Genomic DNA, 14,101 nt, shown 5'->3' on the forward strand with positions numbered 1-14,101 from the left:
GATGACGAACGCCAGGCTCTGCGCGATGAATATAAGCGCTTGATGGGTCAGGATGGCAACGGCGGCCCCGGCGGACGCAGGCCGTCCGGCCGTGCAAGCTGGCTGTACTTTCTGATCGTTTGCGCTTTGCTTGCCTATCTCTTTATGAATTTGGGCGGCGTTTTTGATGCCGGTAAGAAGTCCACCGAGCTTGCCACCAGCAACTTTGTAACCGCAGTCAAGCAAGATCGCGTCAAGACGGCAACGTATACCGTGGCCGATGGTTCGGTTGAGGGACAGTACTGGAAAAAGAAGTCCGAGATTGGCAAAGAATCCAAACTCGTGACGTTTACCACGCATTATGTTGGTTCCGATTCGCTGGCCGAGCTCATGGCCAAGCATCCGAAAACCACGTATATCGTGAACACCAACAATCCCGACTTTTGGTCGGATATGTTGATCAACGCCCTGCCGAGCGTGATGCTCATCATTATCGTCATTTACTTTATGCGGCAGATGATGGGTGTCAACAACAAGAACATGCAGTTTGGCAAGACCAACGCAAAGACCAACGAGTCCACGCGTCCCAAGGTTAAGTTCTCCGATGTCGCCGGCATCGACGAGGCGGTTGAGGAGCTCGAGGAGATTCGCGACTTCCTGGTTGAGCCCGAGCGCTATCGCAAGCTTGGCGCAAAGATTCCGCGTGGCGTTTTGCTGGTTGGCCCTCCGGGCACCGGTAAGACGTTGCTCGCCAAGGCTGTTGCTGGCGAGGCCGGCGTGCCGTTCTTTAGCATTTCCGGCTCCGACTTTGTTGAGATGTTTGTCGGCGTGGGCGCATCGCGCGTGCGCGACCTCTTTAAAGAGGCCAAGGTGCAGGCTCCTTCCATCATTTTTATCGACGAGATCGATGCCGTGGGACGTCAGCGCGGCGCTGGTCTGGGCGGCGGCCATGACGAGCGTGAGCAGACGCTCAATCAGCTGCTGGTCGAGATGGATGGCTTTGAAGAGAGCGAGAGCGTGATTCTTCTTGCCGCGACCAACCGCCCCGACATCTTGGACCCCGCCCTGCTGCGTCCCGGTCGTTTTGATCGTCAGATCACGGTTGACCGTCCGGATGTCAAGGGTCGCGAGCATATTTTGGGCGTTCATTCCAAGAACAAGCCTCTGGCTTCCGATGTGCGCCTTGATAAGCTTGCGCAGCTGACCGTTGGCTTTACCGGTGCAGACCTGGCAAACCTCCTTAACGAATCTGCCTTGCTTACTGCTCGTCGTCGCAAGAAGCAGATTGGCATGGACGAAATCGAAGAGTCCATGGAGCGTGTCATTGCCGGTCCGCAGCGCAAGGGCCGTGTGATGACCGATGTTGAGCGCACCACGATCGCCTATCACGAGAGCGGACACGCGCTTGTCGGGCACATTCTGGAGCACTCTGACCCCGTGCACAAGATTTCAATCATCGCGCGAGGCCAGGCGCTTGGTTATACCATGCAGCTGCCCACCGAGGATCACTTCCTTAAGACCAAAAACGAGATGCTCGACGAGCTTGCCGTATTCCTGGGCGGTCGCGTTGCTGAGGAGCTCATGTGCGACGACATCACCTCGGGCGCATCGAACGACCTCGAGCGCGCAACGAAGATGGCCCGCGAGATGGTTACGCGTTTGGGTATGAGCAAGGAGCTGGGCACTCAGGTGTTTGGCGAGGCTCAGCATCAGGTGTTCTTGGGCCGTGACTATGCCGACCACCAGGATTATTCCGAGGAGACGGCTCGCCGCATTGACACCGAGGTCCAGCGCATCATGCGTGAGGCCCATGAGCGTGCAGAGCGCATCCTGGGTGAGCGCCGCGAGCAGCTTGATCTTATGGCCAAGGTGCTTCTTGAGCGTGAGACGGTCGAAGGCGATGCTGTCGATGCTCTGCTCGACAACAAGTGGGACGAGTACCTTGCCGGCAAAGAGCAGGAGGGGTCTTCTGCAGAGGCGACGTCTTCCTCGACGACGCACCGCCGCGCTCCTCGCATGAGCGAGGAGGAGCTTGCCGCGGACGCTGCTGCATATGCTCAGGCAGCTGTGGAGGCAGAGGCGGCTACCAACGATTCGCAAAACGATGGCGCGTCCGATGAAGAAGCGACGCCAAAAGATTCGGCGGATTGCTAATAGCCCTATCCAGCGTTTGATATGTGCCCACCGGCAGATTGGCGGTGGGCATTTTTATATCTTGATAAATAAGAGTGCTTTACCTTGTTAAAGCGCGTACAATTGCCGCATATAAAACGGCGATGCTTTGCGCATTGCTTGAAAGGGGATCATATGATTAACGAAACCATGTATGCGCGTGGAGCCGAGAGCTCAATTATCCGCGAGATTTTTTCCTATGGACTGGAACGCAAGGCGCAGATCGGTGCCGAGAACGTGTTTGATTTCTCGCTGGGTAATCCGAGCGTTCCTGCGCCCGCCGCAGTCAACGATTCGATTAAAAGGTCCCTTGAGCTGCCAAGTGAGCAGGTCCATGGCTATACGCCCGCTCCTGGCTTGCCTGCCTGTCGCGCTGCGGTGGCAGAATCCTTGAATCGTCGCTTTAGCACGTCGTACGAGGGCAAGGACGTGTTCATGACGGTTGGTGCTGCAGCTTCGCTCACGTGCACACTTACCGCTATCACCAATCCCGGCGATGAGGTTGTTGTCATCGCTCCGTATTTTCCTGAGTATCGCGTATGGATCGAGAAGGCCGGTTGTACCTGTGTCGAAGCGCTTGCAAACGAGGAAACCTTCCAGATAAACGTCGACAACGTCCAGCGCGCCATTACCAATAAGACTGCCGCCATCATTATCGATTCTCCCAACAATCCCACCGGTGCGGTTTACACGCAAGATGCGCTCGAACGCTTGGCGGATATCCTGCGCGAGGAGAACAAGAAGCGCGATCCCCAAAACCCGATCTATCTCATCTCGGACGAACCGTATCGCGAGATTGTCTATGGTGCCGAGGTGCCCTGGGTGCCTGCGCTCTATGAGCACACGATCGTTTGCTATTCGTACTCCAAGTCGCTTTCGCTTCCTGGCGAGCGCGTGGGTTGGGTGCTTGTCCCCAATACTATGCCCCGGGCGGAGCGCGTGATGCCTGCCGTCGCGGGCGCGGCACGCACCCTTGGTTTTGTGTGTGCTCCCGCGCTTTTTCAGCGTGTCGTGATGGATTGCATCGACGAGCCGAGCGATGTGGACGCCTATGCGCGCAATCGCGAGGCTCTTGCCGGTGCTCTAGGCGAGTACGGTTACACCTATGTTGAGCCGGATGGCGCCTTTTACCTGTGGGTCAAGGCTCTCGAGCCGGATGCCGAAGCGTTTTGCGAGCGTGCGAAAAAGTATGAACTGCTGGCCGTTCCCTCCAATAGCTTTGGCGTACCCGGCTGGTTCCGTTTGGGCTATTGCGTGAGCTACGAGACGATTCAAAACTCCCTGCCTGCTTGGCGCGCTCTTGCCGAGGAATACCTTGCGGTGAAGTGATCTCGGCGGCTCTAAACTGCCTGATAAGAGCGACGGAAGAGCGGGACGCGTCGCCTTACAATGGATGCGAAGTCGAGCGAACGGGAGCATTGCATGACATATTCCATCAAGGGAGATATCCATACCCACACGCTGTTTTCACGCCATGCGTATTCAACGATTACCGAGAACGTTGCGGCAGCGCGCGAGCGTGGCCTTGAGGTGCTGGGGTCTGCCGATCACTTTGCGAGCATGATTTCGCCCACGGTTCATATTCGCGACTACCAGTTCTTTATCAATCAGAGCGTCTGGCCGCGCATGTGGGATGGCGTGATGGTGCTGCGCGGTGCCGAGGCCGACATCCTTACGCTTGATGGTGGACTTTTTGGCCAAGACATCGTATGTCCGGAAAACATCGTGGGACGGGTGCTCAAGGGCGAGCAGACTCTCTTTGAGTGCACGACAAAAAACCTCGACTATTTGGTGGCGAGCATTCATTACGACGAGTTTGCGAAGAACGCAACGCTTGCGCAGGCTACTCAGATGTATCTGAACGTTTTGGATAACCCCAAGGTGTTCGTGCTGGGACATACCGGCAGGTCTGGGGTTCCCTATGATATCGATGAAGTAGTTCTTGCTGCTAAGGAAAAGCATAAGCTTATCGAGATCAACGAGCATAGCTTTGCCGGAGGTCCTCACGGTTCGTGCGTCGACACGTGCCGCAAAATCGCCGAGCGTTGCGCGGAGCTGGGGTGCGGTATCACCGTTTCCACCGATGCCCATATTTCGCTCGATATCGGTGTGTTCCCTCGCACGATCTCGCTTCTTGAGGAAATCCATTTCCCTGAGGAGCTCATCATGAATCGTGATCGTAAGACCCTCGTAGGCGAAATGGCAGCGGCTGGCGTCTGTGATTTGACGAGTTATCTTGAGGAGTAGCTTTCGTGCGCCAACGCGTTTAAACACATTTTGCAAATGAAATTGCCCCGGCAGTCCAAGGTCTGCCGGGGCAATTTTTAGCGCGTTAAGACCGCTACTGTCTCAACGGTATCTTCGTCAACCCGAGAATTATTCTCGGAGACATATTCTGTCGTTTCCAAGCGGTTGAACTCCTTGATGCCTAGTGCATCATAAGCCTCTTCGGGCAACGTAGGATAAAAGGATACGGGGCACCTGAAGCGCACGCGTGTCACAATCGTGTCACCCTTCTTCGGGTTTGCATCAGGATTTATCTCAACACTATCCACTACCTGCCGCAGAATCTCCTTCTTACGCACAGGGCCATACTCGTCGAAATGTTCACGAAACTCGTCAAGCATCTCGTATATGCGAGCAGTCGTCACTTGCTTCTCCTTGGCACTCTCCAGCTTCGACTCTGCGTTGCCGAACGCTGCCTCGATGTCTGCGCACTCATCATAGAGCTTATCGAGTCGTGCCTGCATATCCTCGTACTTCCGCTCATAGCTACGGTCGGAGACGTCCAAAGAATCGAGCTTGCGGGACAGCATGCGCCTTGCAGCCTTGTTGTTGTCCAGTGCCTTGCCTATGCGTTCCACGTCCGCTTCCAGCTTTTCAATATCCACAGCGGCATCAAGCTCGTCGCGCACACGCTCTTCGAATATGTCGGAGTAGGCGGCACGTGCTATGACCTCGATTACTTCTCTGTCGATGTACTCTTGCTTGAACTGGCGGGTAAACGTGCAGCTTGGCCCGAACTGTTTCTTGCTGTACTTGCAGGCGTACGCGTAGGTGGACTTGCCTACGGTCCCGTCCTTCTTTCGCTTTCCGTGTGAGACGTTGGCAATCATCTTGCGCCCGCATACCGGGCAGATGAGCATTCCCGTGAGAAGATGCACGTGCTCGCCAGTCTTTGCTTCTGGGAACGGATGGGACTCCTCGGCCATGCGCTCCTGCGCTGCGTTCCATATGGCCTCGTCAATGATGGCCTCGTGCTCTCCATCGTACACGTCATAATCGGACTGCTTAATCATGCGGTATTCGTTGCGCTTGCCCTTGACGGGTGTCGTCCTGCGACGTCCGTAAGCGATTTTTCCAACATATACGGGGTTGCACAGTACGTTCTTTAGAAACGTCGGGACAAAGTGCTCGTACTTGCCGTTTCCACGGACATTCTTACGGTATCCCTGCGCATTAAGCCAAGATGCGAGCGCCATAACGCCCTTGCCCTTCTTGGTGTACTCGTGGAATATTATGCGAACGATTTCCGCCTCGTCTTCGTCGATTTCCAGATGCCCCTTGCCCTTTTCGTCTTTGACGAGCTTATAGCCATAGGGGGCTTGTCCGCCATTCCACTTTCCCTCGCGGGCCTTCTGCTCGCGCCCAGCCATCGTCTGAACAAGGATGTTTTCACGCTCCATTTCTGCGAACGCCGACATGAACGCAATCATCATCTTGCCCATCTGGGCTTCGCTGTTGATGCCATCCTTGACGCAGACGAGGTTTGTTCCGTAATCCTGCATAAGCTGAAGCGACGAAAGTGCGTCTGCTGCGTTACGCCCGAAACGGCTCAGCTTGAACACAAGAACATAGTTCACGCGAACACCGGATTTTATCTCTTCCATCATCTCTTGGAAGTGGGGACGCCCGGTGATGTTCTTACCTGAATATCCATCGTCAATATATTCGTGCAAGATGCGCAGGTTATTTCGCTTTGCATAGTCGCGCAGGTCGTACAGCTGCGCCTCGATTGATTCCCCATTCTCCACCTGCATCTTCGTGGAGACGCGAACATACAGGAAGCAGGTTTTTGCCTTGTCGGCCACCCCCTCGCGTAATTCTTTATTTGTACTCATGAAAATCCACCTCGGTTATTACTGTGTATTTGCCTGAGATTTAATAAGTGCTTTCAGCTCATCGTTTTGACGGTCGAGCGTGTCGATGCACTCTTGCAAGTATTTATTCTCCTGTTCGAGGTCGTACACCTTGCGAATAAGGAAAACCAGAAATGGAGCCGGCTTGCGGTCTCCAATCTCCCAATGTTGCAGCGAGCGTAGAGGGATTCCAAAATGCTCGCAGAACTCGGAGCGCTTCATACCGTACAGCTCGCGCATGTGTTTAAGCTCCTCGGCTGGAGTCATGCTGTCTGTGTTCTCATCCATTGAAATCACCCCCATTTATGTAGACATTATGCGCCCAAACGTGTATTTTATCAATAACCTGGTGGTGTATATAGGCAATAATAGCGACCTATGGGCGCACGAAAAAAGCCCGGCACCTATTCGTACCGGGCTTTCACAAGTCGAGGCCGTGAATCAATTCAATCACCCACGTGCTTGTCCAGTGAAACCTTGAGAGCTTCGAGCGTATCAATAATCACATAGAGCTGTTCCGTCGTGCATGAATCAAGCAGATTCTGTATGTGTTCCGACGCAACCGTCTTGGAAAATCGTGGGGTGTCGTAAAGCAGAGCATCCGTCTGCACCGAAAGAGCCTCCGCAATGCTTACGAGAACCGGAAGGCTCAGCTTGGTGTTCCCGGTCTCGATGTGGCTCATGTGCGTTACGGAGATACCCACCTCCTCCGCAAGAGCCTCCTGAGACAGCCCACATGCCTTGCGATAATGGCGTATGCGCTGTCCTATCTCGTAGTATCTCATCCGTTCACCGCCCATACAATTCATCTTTTATTGAATTGTATGGAGATTGTGTGTATAGTAGAATATACTGTATGGGCTAAATTCTGCTCATATACTTCATGTTTTCCCATCCCGCGCGTATCATAGTGCCCGTCTGTAGAGCGCATCCTGACCGATGCGTCGAGAGGGAAGACGACTATTTGCGACATGGAGGTATCAATATGAAAAGAAGGGCGTTTTTCACCGCTGCGGCGGCATGCCTGCTCGCCGTCTCAATTTCGGGCTGCGGCAGCACAAATGGAAATGACAACGCAGGAGATTCCGCACGGTCTGAACCAGAAACGAATGAAGCCACACCGGCATCAACCGCTTTTGGACAAAAAAGCGTTTGGATGCAGTACGGCGACGACCAAATCAGCAAAGACACGAGTGTCGAGCGCATACTTGTCTTCGACGGTAAGGGGAATGTTACCGTATACGACACGCGCGGCATTTGGATGAATGGCGGAACGTCCTATGAAGCCGTCAGATTCGGCGACCTCGACGGTTTGTCAGACGATGAAATCATCGACCTTGCAAAGGAAAAAGACCGCGAGCGGTTTGACGCCACAAAGCAGTCAGCCATCGACGAAACGAATGAAGACATAGAAAGCTCCGCCGGTATGCCCGACTATATCAAAAACGAAGAAGAGGGGCAGAAGGTCAATGAGGCGGCTGAGTACCAAGAGCCGAAGGCAGTGCCGTTTACGCTTAAACTTGAAACGGACGGCACGGGAAATAGCGCCGCATCAGAAACGCTCAGCTTCGAGCACCAGTCTCTGAACAGCTCGCATTTCTACTCAGGCTCACATATCGGCAGTCATCCCGACAGATACGCGGACGAGGCGCTTTACGAGACCGAGCAAGTGGACATCAAGCTTTTTTCTCCAACATACTCTACCACCTCGATAGTTTACGACACGACATTCGGCGGTTACTCCGGCCTCGCCACCGTCGTGAACGTGGGGCACGCGGGCTTCACGTGGGACACCCCCGATACCGAAGGGATAGAGGTGGACTAGGCAATCGATACGCACGGATATAGCCCGATTGCAGCTCGGGCTATATCCGTGAAATAGAAAGGAGCAAACATGGAGGAACAGGCAAGTTTGTTGCCAGGCGTTGCCACGGCGCACGATTTGATGCATAGGGTGGTTGCCCTTCAGCAGCGCATCAACCAGCTCACCACTCAGTTTGCCGCCAAGACGGAAAAGAAGACCAAAAGGCACCCCGTCCTCTACGCAATCGGTGGGTTCCTCATCGCGTTCACGCTTATCACGAGCACGCCACTTAAGGTAATAACGTTTCTCCCTGCCCTTCCGTTCTTCTCGATGGGAGGCACGGAGCTTCAATTGGCGGTCTGGAATATCGTGAACCTCATCGTCTCAGCTATCATCGGTGCGATTCTATACAAGGTCATAGCGAAGACGGCGGACAAAAGCCGCTCCCAGAGAAATGCCGCGATTGACCAAAGCAACCAACAAGTTGAAGCCAACAACCAGGCCCTGGCCCAGAGCATCGAGCAAACCAAGCAGGAGATTTTCGCCGTACAGCAGCAATGGGCTTCGCAGGTCGCCCCGTGGTACCCCATGGATTACGACAGCATCGAAGCCGTGGATTTCTTCCTTGCTGCCGTGCGCAACCATCGTGCCACCACCGTGCAGGAGATGGTCAACCTCTACGAGACCGAGATGCACCAGCGCCGCATGGAAGCGGGCCAGCAGCAGATTCTCAACCAGCAGCGCATCGGCAACATGCTGCAAATAGGCAACCTGTTCATGCAGGGGCAGATTCTCAATCAGGCTCAGCAGATTAACGCGAACACCGCCAGTGCGAGCGGCAACCTCGACTGGATGGCTCGCGCGATGGGAAAGCGCTAAGCAATGGCGCGGTTGACATAACGAGGCAACTCGAAACCACCATGAAAGAAAAGGGGATGGATAATGAACGGATTATCCCAGTGGGCGCGCTCGCATAAGCCCCAAGTCGCAGCGATAGCCGCTGCGATTGTTGTTGCGATCGTTGTTGCGATAGCCGTGGCAAGTGGGGCGTTCGCAACGTCCGAGCAACAACCAGAGCAGCAGGAGTCAAGAACTGTCGATGTGACCCTCAACGTCACGGCCGACCACGGTTGGGACGAGAACTCCACGCCCGCCATAGCCCATATCGAGGGCGAGGACGTGGACTTCTACCACGCGGTGACCCCCGATGCCGAAGGCAACAAGGGCACTTCCACGGTCGAACTCGCCGAGGGCGACTACACCGTGAGCTTCGTCAGCCCCGTCAACTCCGACGGCTCCGCCTTCGACATCTACGACACGGGCGCTCCCGTCGACATCACCGTCGACGCCGACGCGAAGACCGCACCTGCCGTCAACTGCCCTATGGCGCAGATTCCCGCCGACAAGGTCACCGACGAGATGCTCGCGGACATCGTCGACAAGACCAAGGACGCCATCAAGAAGGGTGACGAGACCCTGAAGGGCGACGCCGGCACGGGCATCCTCGACAAGCTCGACGGCAACGTCGCCAAGAACCCGAACGCGAGCGACAAGACCAAGCAGGAGGCCACTGACGCCGACAAGGACGTCGATGTCAACGACAAGCCCGCACAGACGACCCCGTCTGCCAAGAACGACGGCGATAAGGCCGACAACGGCAACGCCGGTTCCCAGTCTTCCGGCAACGGCTCTTCGAACTCTGGCTCTGCCAACGCCGGCAACTCCGGTTCTGCTTCCAGCCAGCCTTCCAAGCCCGCCCATACGCACAATTGGGTGAACCATACGGCCACCCGCAACGTCTGGGTGAGCAACTGGGTCGACGTGCCCGACTACGGCACTCAGCAGGTCGCTGTCGGCACCAAGTACATCTTCGCTTACGACGGCTACACCACTACTGATAGCAATGACGCCAAATGGCACAGCGTGGCGCTCATCAAGCAGGGTGTGCCTGACAACTACCGTACCGAGACTATCTACGAGACTCAGCAGGTTCAGACTGGTTCCCACAAGGAGGACCACGGTTCCTACACGACCGAATCTTACGTGGACTACGTGTATTGCAGTTCGTGTGGTGCTCGTCAGTAACGGGTGGCATGACCATCAATAACGACGAGACCATCACGGCACGTACTGTGTTCGGACATAGTCCTCACAGACCCGCGCGCTCTCTCCGGTCGCGTGCAGGTGTCCGTTTCCCGAACAAGGGGAGCATCCGTTATACGGATGCTCCCCTTCATTTTTTTTACGCGAAGGGCAATAACGCGCCGCGGCGCTGCCGCGGACCATCAAGGGAATCACAAACGAGGCTTGCTATCATAAACACGACTCAACGAACGCAAGCCGACGGTTCCCAAACGACCTGAGAGGAGATTTAAGACCCCGAAATAAACGTGTTGGCATCCTTGTGCCAACAACCAAATCAAATCGCTTCTAGGCATAAATAAAAGCCTCTGCCCCATGTAACCGACTCCCGTCGGCGAGAGCCGAAAACGCAAAACCGTATAACGAAAGGGGAGAACCTGACATATGCGCTACTTCACATCCGACCTGCACCTGGCCCACCCGTTCGTCGCCGCGACGCGCGGTTTCTGGAAAACGGGACAGCGTCCCAACCGAGACGTCATCGAGGAGCCTGACGGCCTAAATCAACTACGACGCGAGCTGTCGGAATACCGATTCAACGAGATGGTCGACACGGAGGCCCATGACAAGCTCGTTATCAGACGCATCAACGCGGTATGCGGCAAGAACGACGAAACAACCACGGCACGTGCTGTGTTCGGGCATAGCCCTCACAGACCCGCACGCTCCCTCCGGTCGCGTGCAGATGTCCGTTTCCCGAGCAAGGGGAGCATCCGCATAACGGGTGCTCCCCTTGTTTTTTGCCCAGATGCTCCGGGATACCGCGAAGTAGGACCAGCAACAGCGCACCGACCTTTGAAGGGCTTTTCGAGGTCTTTCGGTGGGCCGTGCTGAGCCCATTTCACGCCCCTGCCCGAACAGAGCCCCTGCGGAGGTCTTTCGGAGGTCTTTCGCTGGGCTTTGGGTGGGCATGCGTGAAAGACGCCTGCGGCGTCGGGTGCCTCTGAAACGAAGATAAGGAGGTACACGATGGACAAGGAGCGTCTTGAACCCAACAGCCCCCAGGAGGAGGCCATGTGGAGGGCGCAGGTGCTCAGGCGCACCGCCCGCATCTGCTCGGCGAAGGCCAAGGAGCTTGAGCGCATGGCGAAGGTGGACGGCAACGCCCCCATGCGCGACAGCGGCACCCTGAAGGACGTGCTCAAGCGCATCGACAACGTGATGGATTGGCGGTTCGTGAACGCTCTGGGCGAGGTCGTGCTCGACGGGGACATCCTCGCGGAGAGCATCGACTGCGAGGCCCTGCGCACCATGCGCTACTGCGTGGCGGAATACCTCAAGCGAATCGAGGAGCGGGAAGCGGAGGAGGGCGATGAGTGACTACGGCATCAAGACCTACGCCGACCTCGCCGAGACGTGCGGCGGGATGGTGCTCGCGAACGAGATGGCCAGCCGCCCGCTCGAACCCGTGAGCGGGGACTGGGCACCGTGGAACGAGATTTTCCAGTGGTACATCGTGCAGGACCCGTCGTTTATCATGGAGCACACCGACGAGCCGGTGTTCCACGACGAGGAGCTTGACCTGTACGTGTGGGGAATCACGCACTTCGGGACCAGCTGGGACTACGTGCCGGCACCTGAAATCCATTGAAAAAGGGAGCAGCTTGACGCTGCTCCCTTATCTTTTCGGTTACTCGCCGAACTGCTTGCCCTTGTCCGCCGACCTCGGCGTGCTTGGGCTGACACTTCGCGCCCTGGCATAGCGCGCCCGCATGGTCTCGGCATGCGCCTTGGACTCGCGCTCGTCCTCGTTGGACAGCGCCTTCTCCGCCGCCTTGAGGCGCTTCTCGGCATCCCACATGCTCTTGCGGGACTCGTAGACGCGCCTCTCCGCCTCCTCGCGCTGCCTGCGGCGCTCCTCCGCGAGCACCTGCTGAATCATCATGTGCAGCATCATGGCGGTCATGTCGGCCATCATGCGGGACACGGGGTCACGGGCGTTGCACCCCGCCTTGGCGAACACGTGCATGCCGGCCAGAAGCCCCGGGCACGGGCTTTGCAGGGTGTCGAGCGCCTCCTTGGAGGCATGGAACTCGCGCCTTGCGGCGTCCACGTCCTCGCGCAGCTTCGCCAGCTGCTCGTCCGGGTGGTTGCGCGCCTCCACGAGCGCCTCGTATCGCTCGTCCATGAAGGGCTTGTCCTCCTCGCGTGAGCGGTGGATGTGCGCCTTCTGAAGGTCGGACGCCATCTCCGACACGTACGCCCGGTCGAGGTCGTACACGTCGGGAGCAAAATCCTTAGAGGGCTGTTCTGCCGGTTCGGCTGCCTCGGGCACGTCGGGAAGGACCTCCGGTGCCGGGGCGTCCTGCTCTTGCACCTCAAGCCCGCGCTGCTTCGCCTCGAAGTACGCCTCGATGCCCTCGCGGGTCAGGTCGTCGGCAAGGTTGGAGGCACGGCGCTTGCGGGTGCGGCGCTTCGGTCCCCACTCATCCACAGCCTTGTAGGACCATCCTGTCGTGACCTCGCCGGTCTTCCCGTCGGTCTTCGTGGTCTCCTTCAGCGTCACGCCGTTCAACTCAAGATTGCGCCTGAACTCGTCCAGCGTGCCGGAGCTGTCGCGGGCATCCGCCACCTTGTCGCCGAGCCTTCTGTCGAAGGAATCCGGCTGGAACGTCTCGCGCTTCTGCTCCCAGAGGGACATCTCCTTGTCCGCCCCGAGCACCGAGAAACCATTCTCACGGCTCTGCTCATCATTGACCGCCTTCACACGCGGAGCGTAGAGGCTCGTGTCACCCTTGTTGATGACCTGACCGGTACGGGCGTCGTGGTTCGCAATGGTCGCGTGCGCGTGCACGCAGCCTCCCTCGCCGTCCACGTGCATGGTGACCCAGCACATGGAGTCGGGGGCAAGCTCGTGGCACAGCGTGTACGCGTACTCCATGCCGCGCTGGATGTCGTCGGCCCTGCTCGGGTCAAGCTCGTCGGTCGCCCATGAGATGCGCAGCTCGTAGCCCTCGTTGACCGCGTTCGGGTGGCGATGCTTCTGCCCCTCGCAGTAGACAATGAAGTCCCCTCTTGAGGCGGCGTCACCCATCTGCGCGGCGATGCGGTCCGTGCCGTTTTCCAGATGAGCGCGTCTGCGCTTTCCCTCGCCGAACTCGGTGTACGACATGCGCCCGCGCACGTTCGGAAGCGACTGTACATGCGTCGTCGACATCAGACATCACCTCCCGTCTCCACGTACGCCTGCAAGTCCGCACGCAGTCCCTCGAATTGCGCCCGGAGCCTGTCCACCGAATCGCGGAGGTCGCGGAACGCTTCCGCCTCGTCGGCCGTCCTCATTTCCTCACGCGCCGCGTCGAGCATTCCCATGCCGCTCAAGCGCCGGTTGCGCGCGCGGGCAATCTGATTCATGTTGACGCCGATGCGGTTCAGCTCGACACGGACACGGTCCAGGGCCGGGACGTCCAGAACCGCCTCGCGGCTGGGCGGCGCGTACCGACTCGCGTACAGCTCGCCGCGAAGGAAATTGGAACGCGAGCGCGTCCCGCGCCGCTCGTCCAGTAGGGAAAGCTCCGCGTCGTTCATACGCACCTGAACCACCTTGTCACGGCGGTCTTTCACGTACTTCTGGCGCGTCGCCTTCCCGCTTCTTTTTTCATACGTTTCCGCCATGCGGAACACCTCCTTTGCTGCTATCCGAAACGCCCGCCTGCGGCGGACAATCCGAAATGCCGTTTTCGGCTAATCTCACAACGTCTTTGCGCAAAGGGGAAAAGAGCAAGCATTGACTTCGTACGTACAAATTGCGATTCTCGCAATTTGCCCTACTCCGTCAGCTTGCGAGGGGGCGGCTGCGCCGTCCCCTTCGAACCCCCGCCTTTTGTCCACCGAGCCTCGCCCGTCCGTGTCGGACACGGGAACG

At 57.2% G+C, this 14,101-nt stretch carries 13 protein-coding genes; 8 read left to right on the forward strand and 5 right to left on the reverse strand.

The annotated features are described in order from the left end of the window. Positions 1-42 precede the first annotated feature (42 nt). The 3 genes from ftsH to HF320_RS00265 all read left to right on the forward strand — a co-directional run bounded on the left by ftsH (position 43) and on the right by HF320_RS00265 (position 4,398). Positions 43-2,133: an ATP-dependent zinc metalloprotease FtsH gene (gene ftsH, locus HF320_RS00255; protein ID WP_169276972.1), complete on the forward strand. Its 2,091-nt coding sequence runs from the start codon at positions 43-45 to the stop codon at positions 2,131-2,133. Between the two features lie 153 nt (positions 2,134-2,286). After that, the gene (locus tag HF320_RS00260) at positions 2,287-3,480 is read left to right on the forward strand and encodes a pyridoxal phosphate-dependent aminotransferase (RefSeq protein ID WP_169276571.1); all 1,194 of its coding nucleotides are present in this window, start codon (positions 2,287-2,289) and stop codon (positions 3,478-3,480) included. 93 nt (positions 3,481-3,573) lie between these two features. Continuing rightward, entirely contained in the window at positions 3,574-4,398 is an 825-nt protein-coding gene (locus HF320_RS00265; protein ID WP_169276572.1) for a phosphatase, read from the forward strand. 77 nt (positions 4,399-4,475) lie between these two features. Here HF320_RS00265 and HF320_RS00270 read toward each other — a convergent pair whose 3' ends face one another. The 3 genes from HF320_RS00270 to HF320_RS00280 all read right to left on the reverse strand — a co-directional run bounded on the left by HF320_RS00270 (position 4,476) and on the right by HF320_RS00280 (position 7,075). Continuing rightward, positions 4,476-6,272: a recombinase family protein gene (locus HF320_RS00270; RefSeq protein ID WP_169276573.1), complete on the reverse strand. Its 1,797-nt coding sequence runs from the start codon at positions 6,270-6,272 to the stop codon at positions 4,476-4,478. A gap of 18 nt (positions 6,273-6,290) precedes the next feature. Next, the gene (locus tag HF320_RS00275) at positions 6,291-6,578 is read right to left on the reverse strand and encodes a helix-turn-helix domain-containing protein (protein WP_169276574.1); all 288 of its coding nucleotides are present in this window, start codon (positions 6,576-6,578) and stop codon (positions 6,291-6,293) included. A 158-nt stretch (positions 6,579-6,736) separates the two neighbouring features. Further along, positions 6,737-7,075, reverse strand: a complete 339-nt coding sequence (locus tag HF320_RS00280) for a helix-turn-helix domain-containing protein (protein WP_169276575.1) — start codon at positions 7,073-7,075, stop codon at positions 6,737-6,739. A gap of 200 nt (positions 7,076-7,275) precedes the next feature. Between HF320_RS00280 and HF320_RS00285 the strand changes: the two genes are divergently transcribed. The 5 genes from HF320_RS00285 to HF320_RS00305 all read left to right on the forward strand — a co-directional run bounded on the left by HF320_RS00285 (position 7,276) and on the right by HF320_RS00305 (position 11,827). Beyond that, a complete protein-coding gene (locus tag HF320_RS00285; protein WP_169276576.1) occupies positions 7,276-8,115 on the forward strand; it encodes a hypothetical protein in 840 nt (279 codons plus the stop codon). Positions 8,116-8,184: 69 nt separating this feature from the next. Then, positions 8,185-8,973 (forward strand): hypothetical protein, encoded by a 789-nt coding sequence (locus HF320_RS00290; RefSeq protein WP_169276577.1) that lies wholly within the window; start codon positions 8,185-8,187, stop codon positions 8,971-8,973. 63 nt (positions 8,974-9,036) lie between these two features. Beyond that, positions 9,037-10,179 carry a hypothetical protein gene (locus HF320_RS00295; protein WP_169276578.1) on the forward strand — a complete coding sequence of 381 codons (1,143 nt, stop codon included), beginning with the start codon at positions 9,037-9,039 and terminating at the stop codon, positions 10,177-10,179. A gap of 1,026 nt (positions 10,180-11,205) precedes the next feature. Further along, the gene (locus HF320_RS00300; protein WP_169276579.1) at positions 11,206-11,556 is read left to right on the forward strand and encodes a cAMP-binding protein; all 351 of its coding nucleotides are present in this window, start codon (positions 11,206-11,208) and stop codon (positions 11,554-11,556) included. After that, positions 11,549-11,827, forward strand: a complete 279-nt coding sequence (locus tag HF320_RS00305; protein ID WP_169276580.1) for a hypothetical protein — start codon at positions 11,549-11,551, stop codon at positions 11,825-11,827. Before HF320_RS00300 ends, HF320_RS00305 begins: the two co-directional genes overlap by 8 nt. 39 nt (positions 11,828-11,866) lie before the next feature. Here the strand turns inward: HF320_RS00305 and HF320_RS00310 are convergent, their stop codons facing one another. Further along, on the reverse strand, positions 11,867-13,348 hold the full coding sequence (locus tag HF320_RS00310; protein WP_211158894.1) for a relaxase/mobilization nuclease domain-containing protein: 1,482 nt from the start codon (positions 13,346-13,348) through the stop codon (positions 11,867-11,869). A 44-nt stretch (positions 13,349-13,392) separates the two neighbouring features. Beyond that, positions 13,393-13,851, reverse strand: a complete 459-nt coding sequence (gene mobC / locus HF320_RS00315; protein WP_169276582.1) for a plasmid mobilization relaxosome protein MobC — start codon at positions 13,849-13,851, stop codon at positions 13,393-13,395. Between the last annotated feature and the right edge of the window lie 250 nt (positions 13,852-14,101).

It is taken from the genome of Collinsella acetigenes (assembly GCF_012844445.1).
Taxonomy (GTDB): Bacteria; Actinomycetota; Coriobacteriia; order Coriobacteriales; family Coriobacteriaceae; genus Collinsella; species Collinsella acetigenes.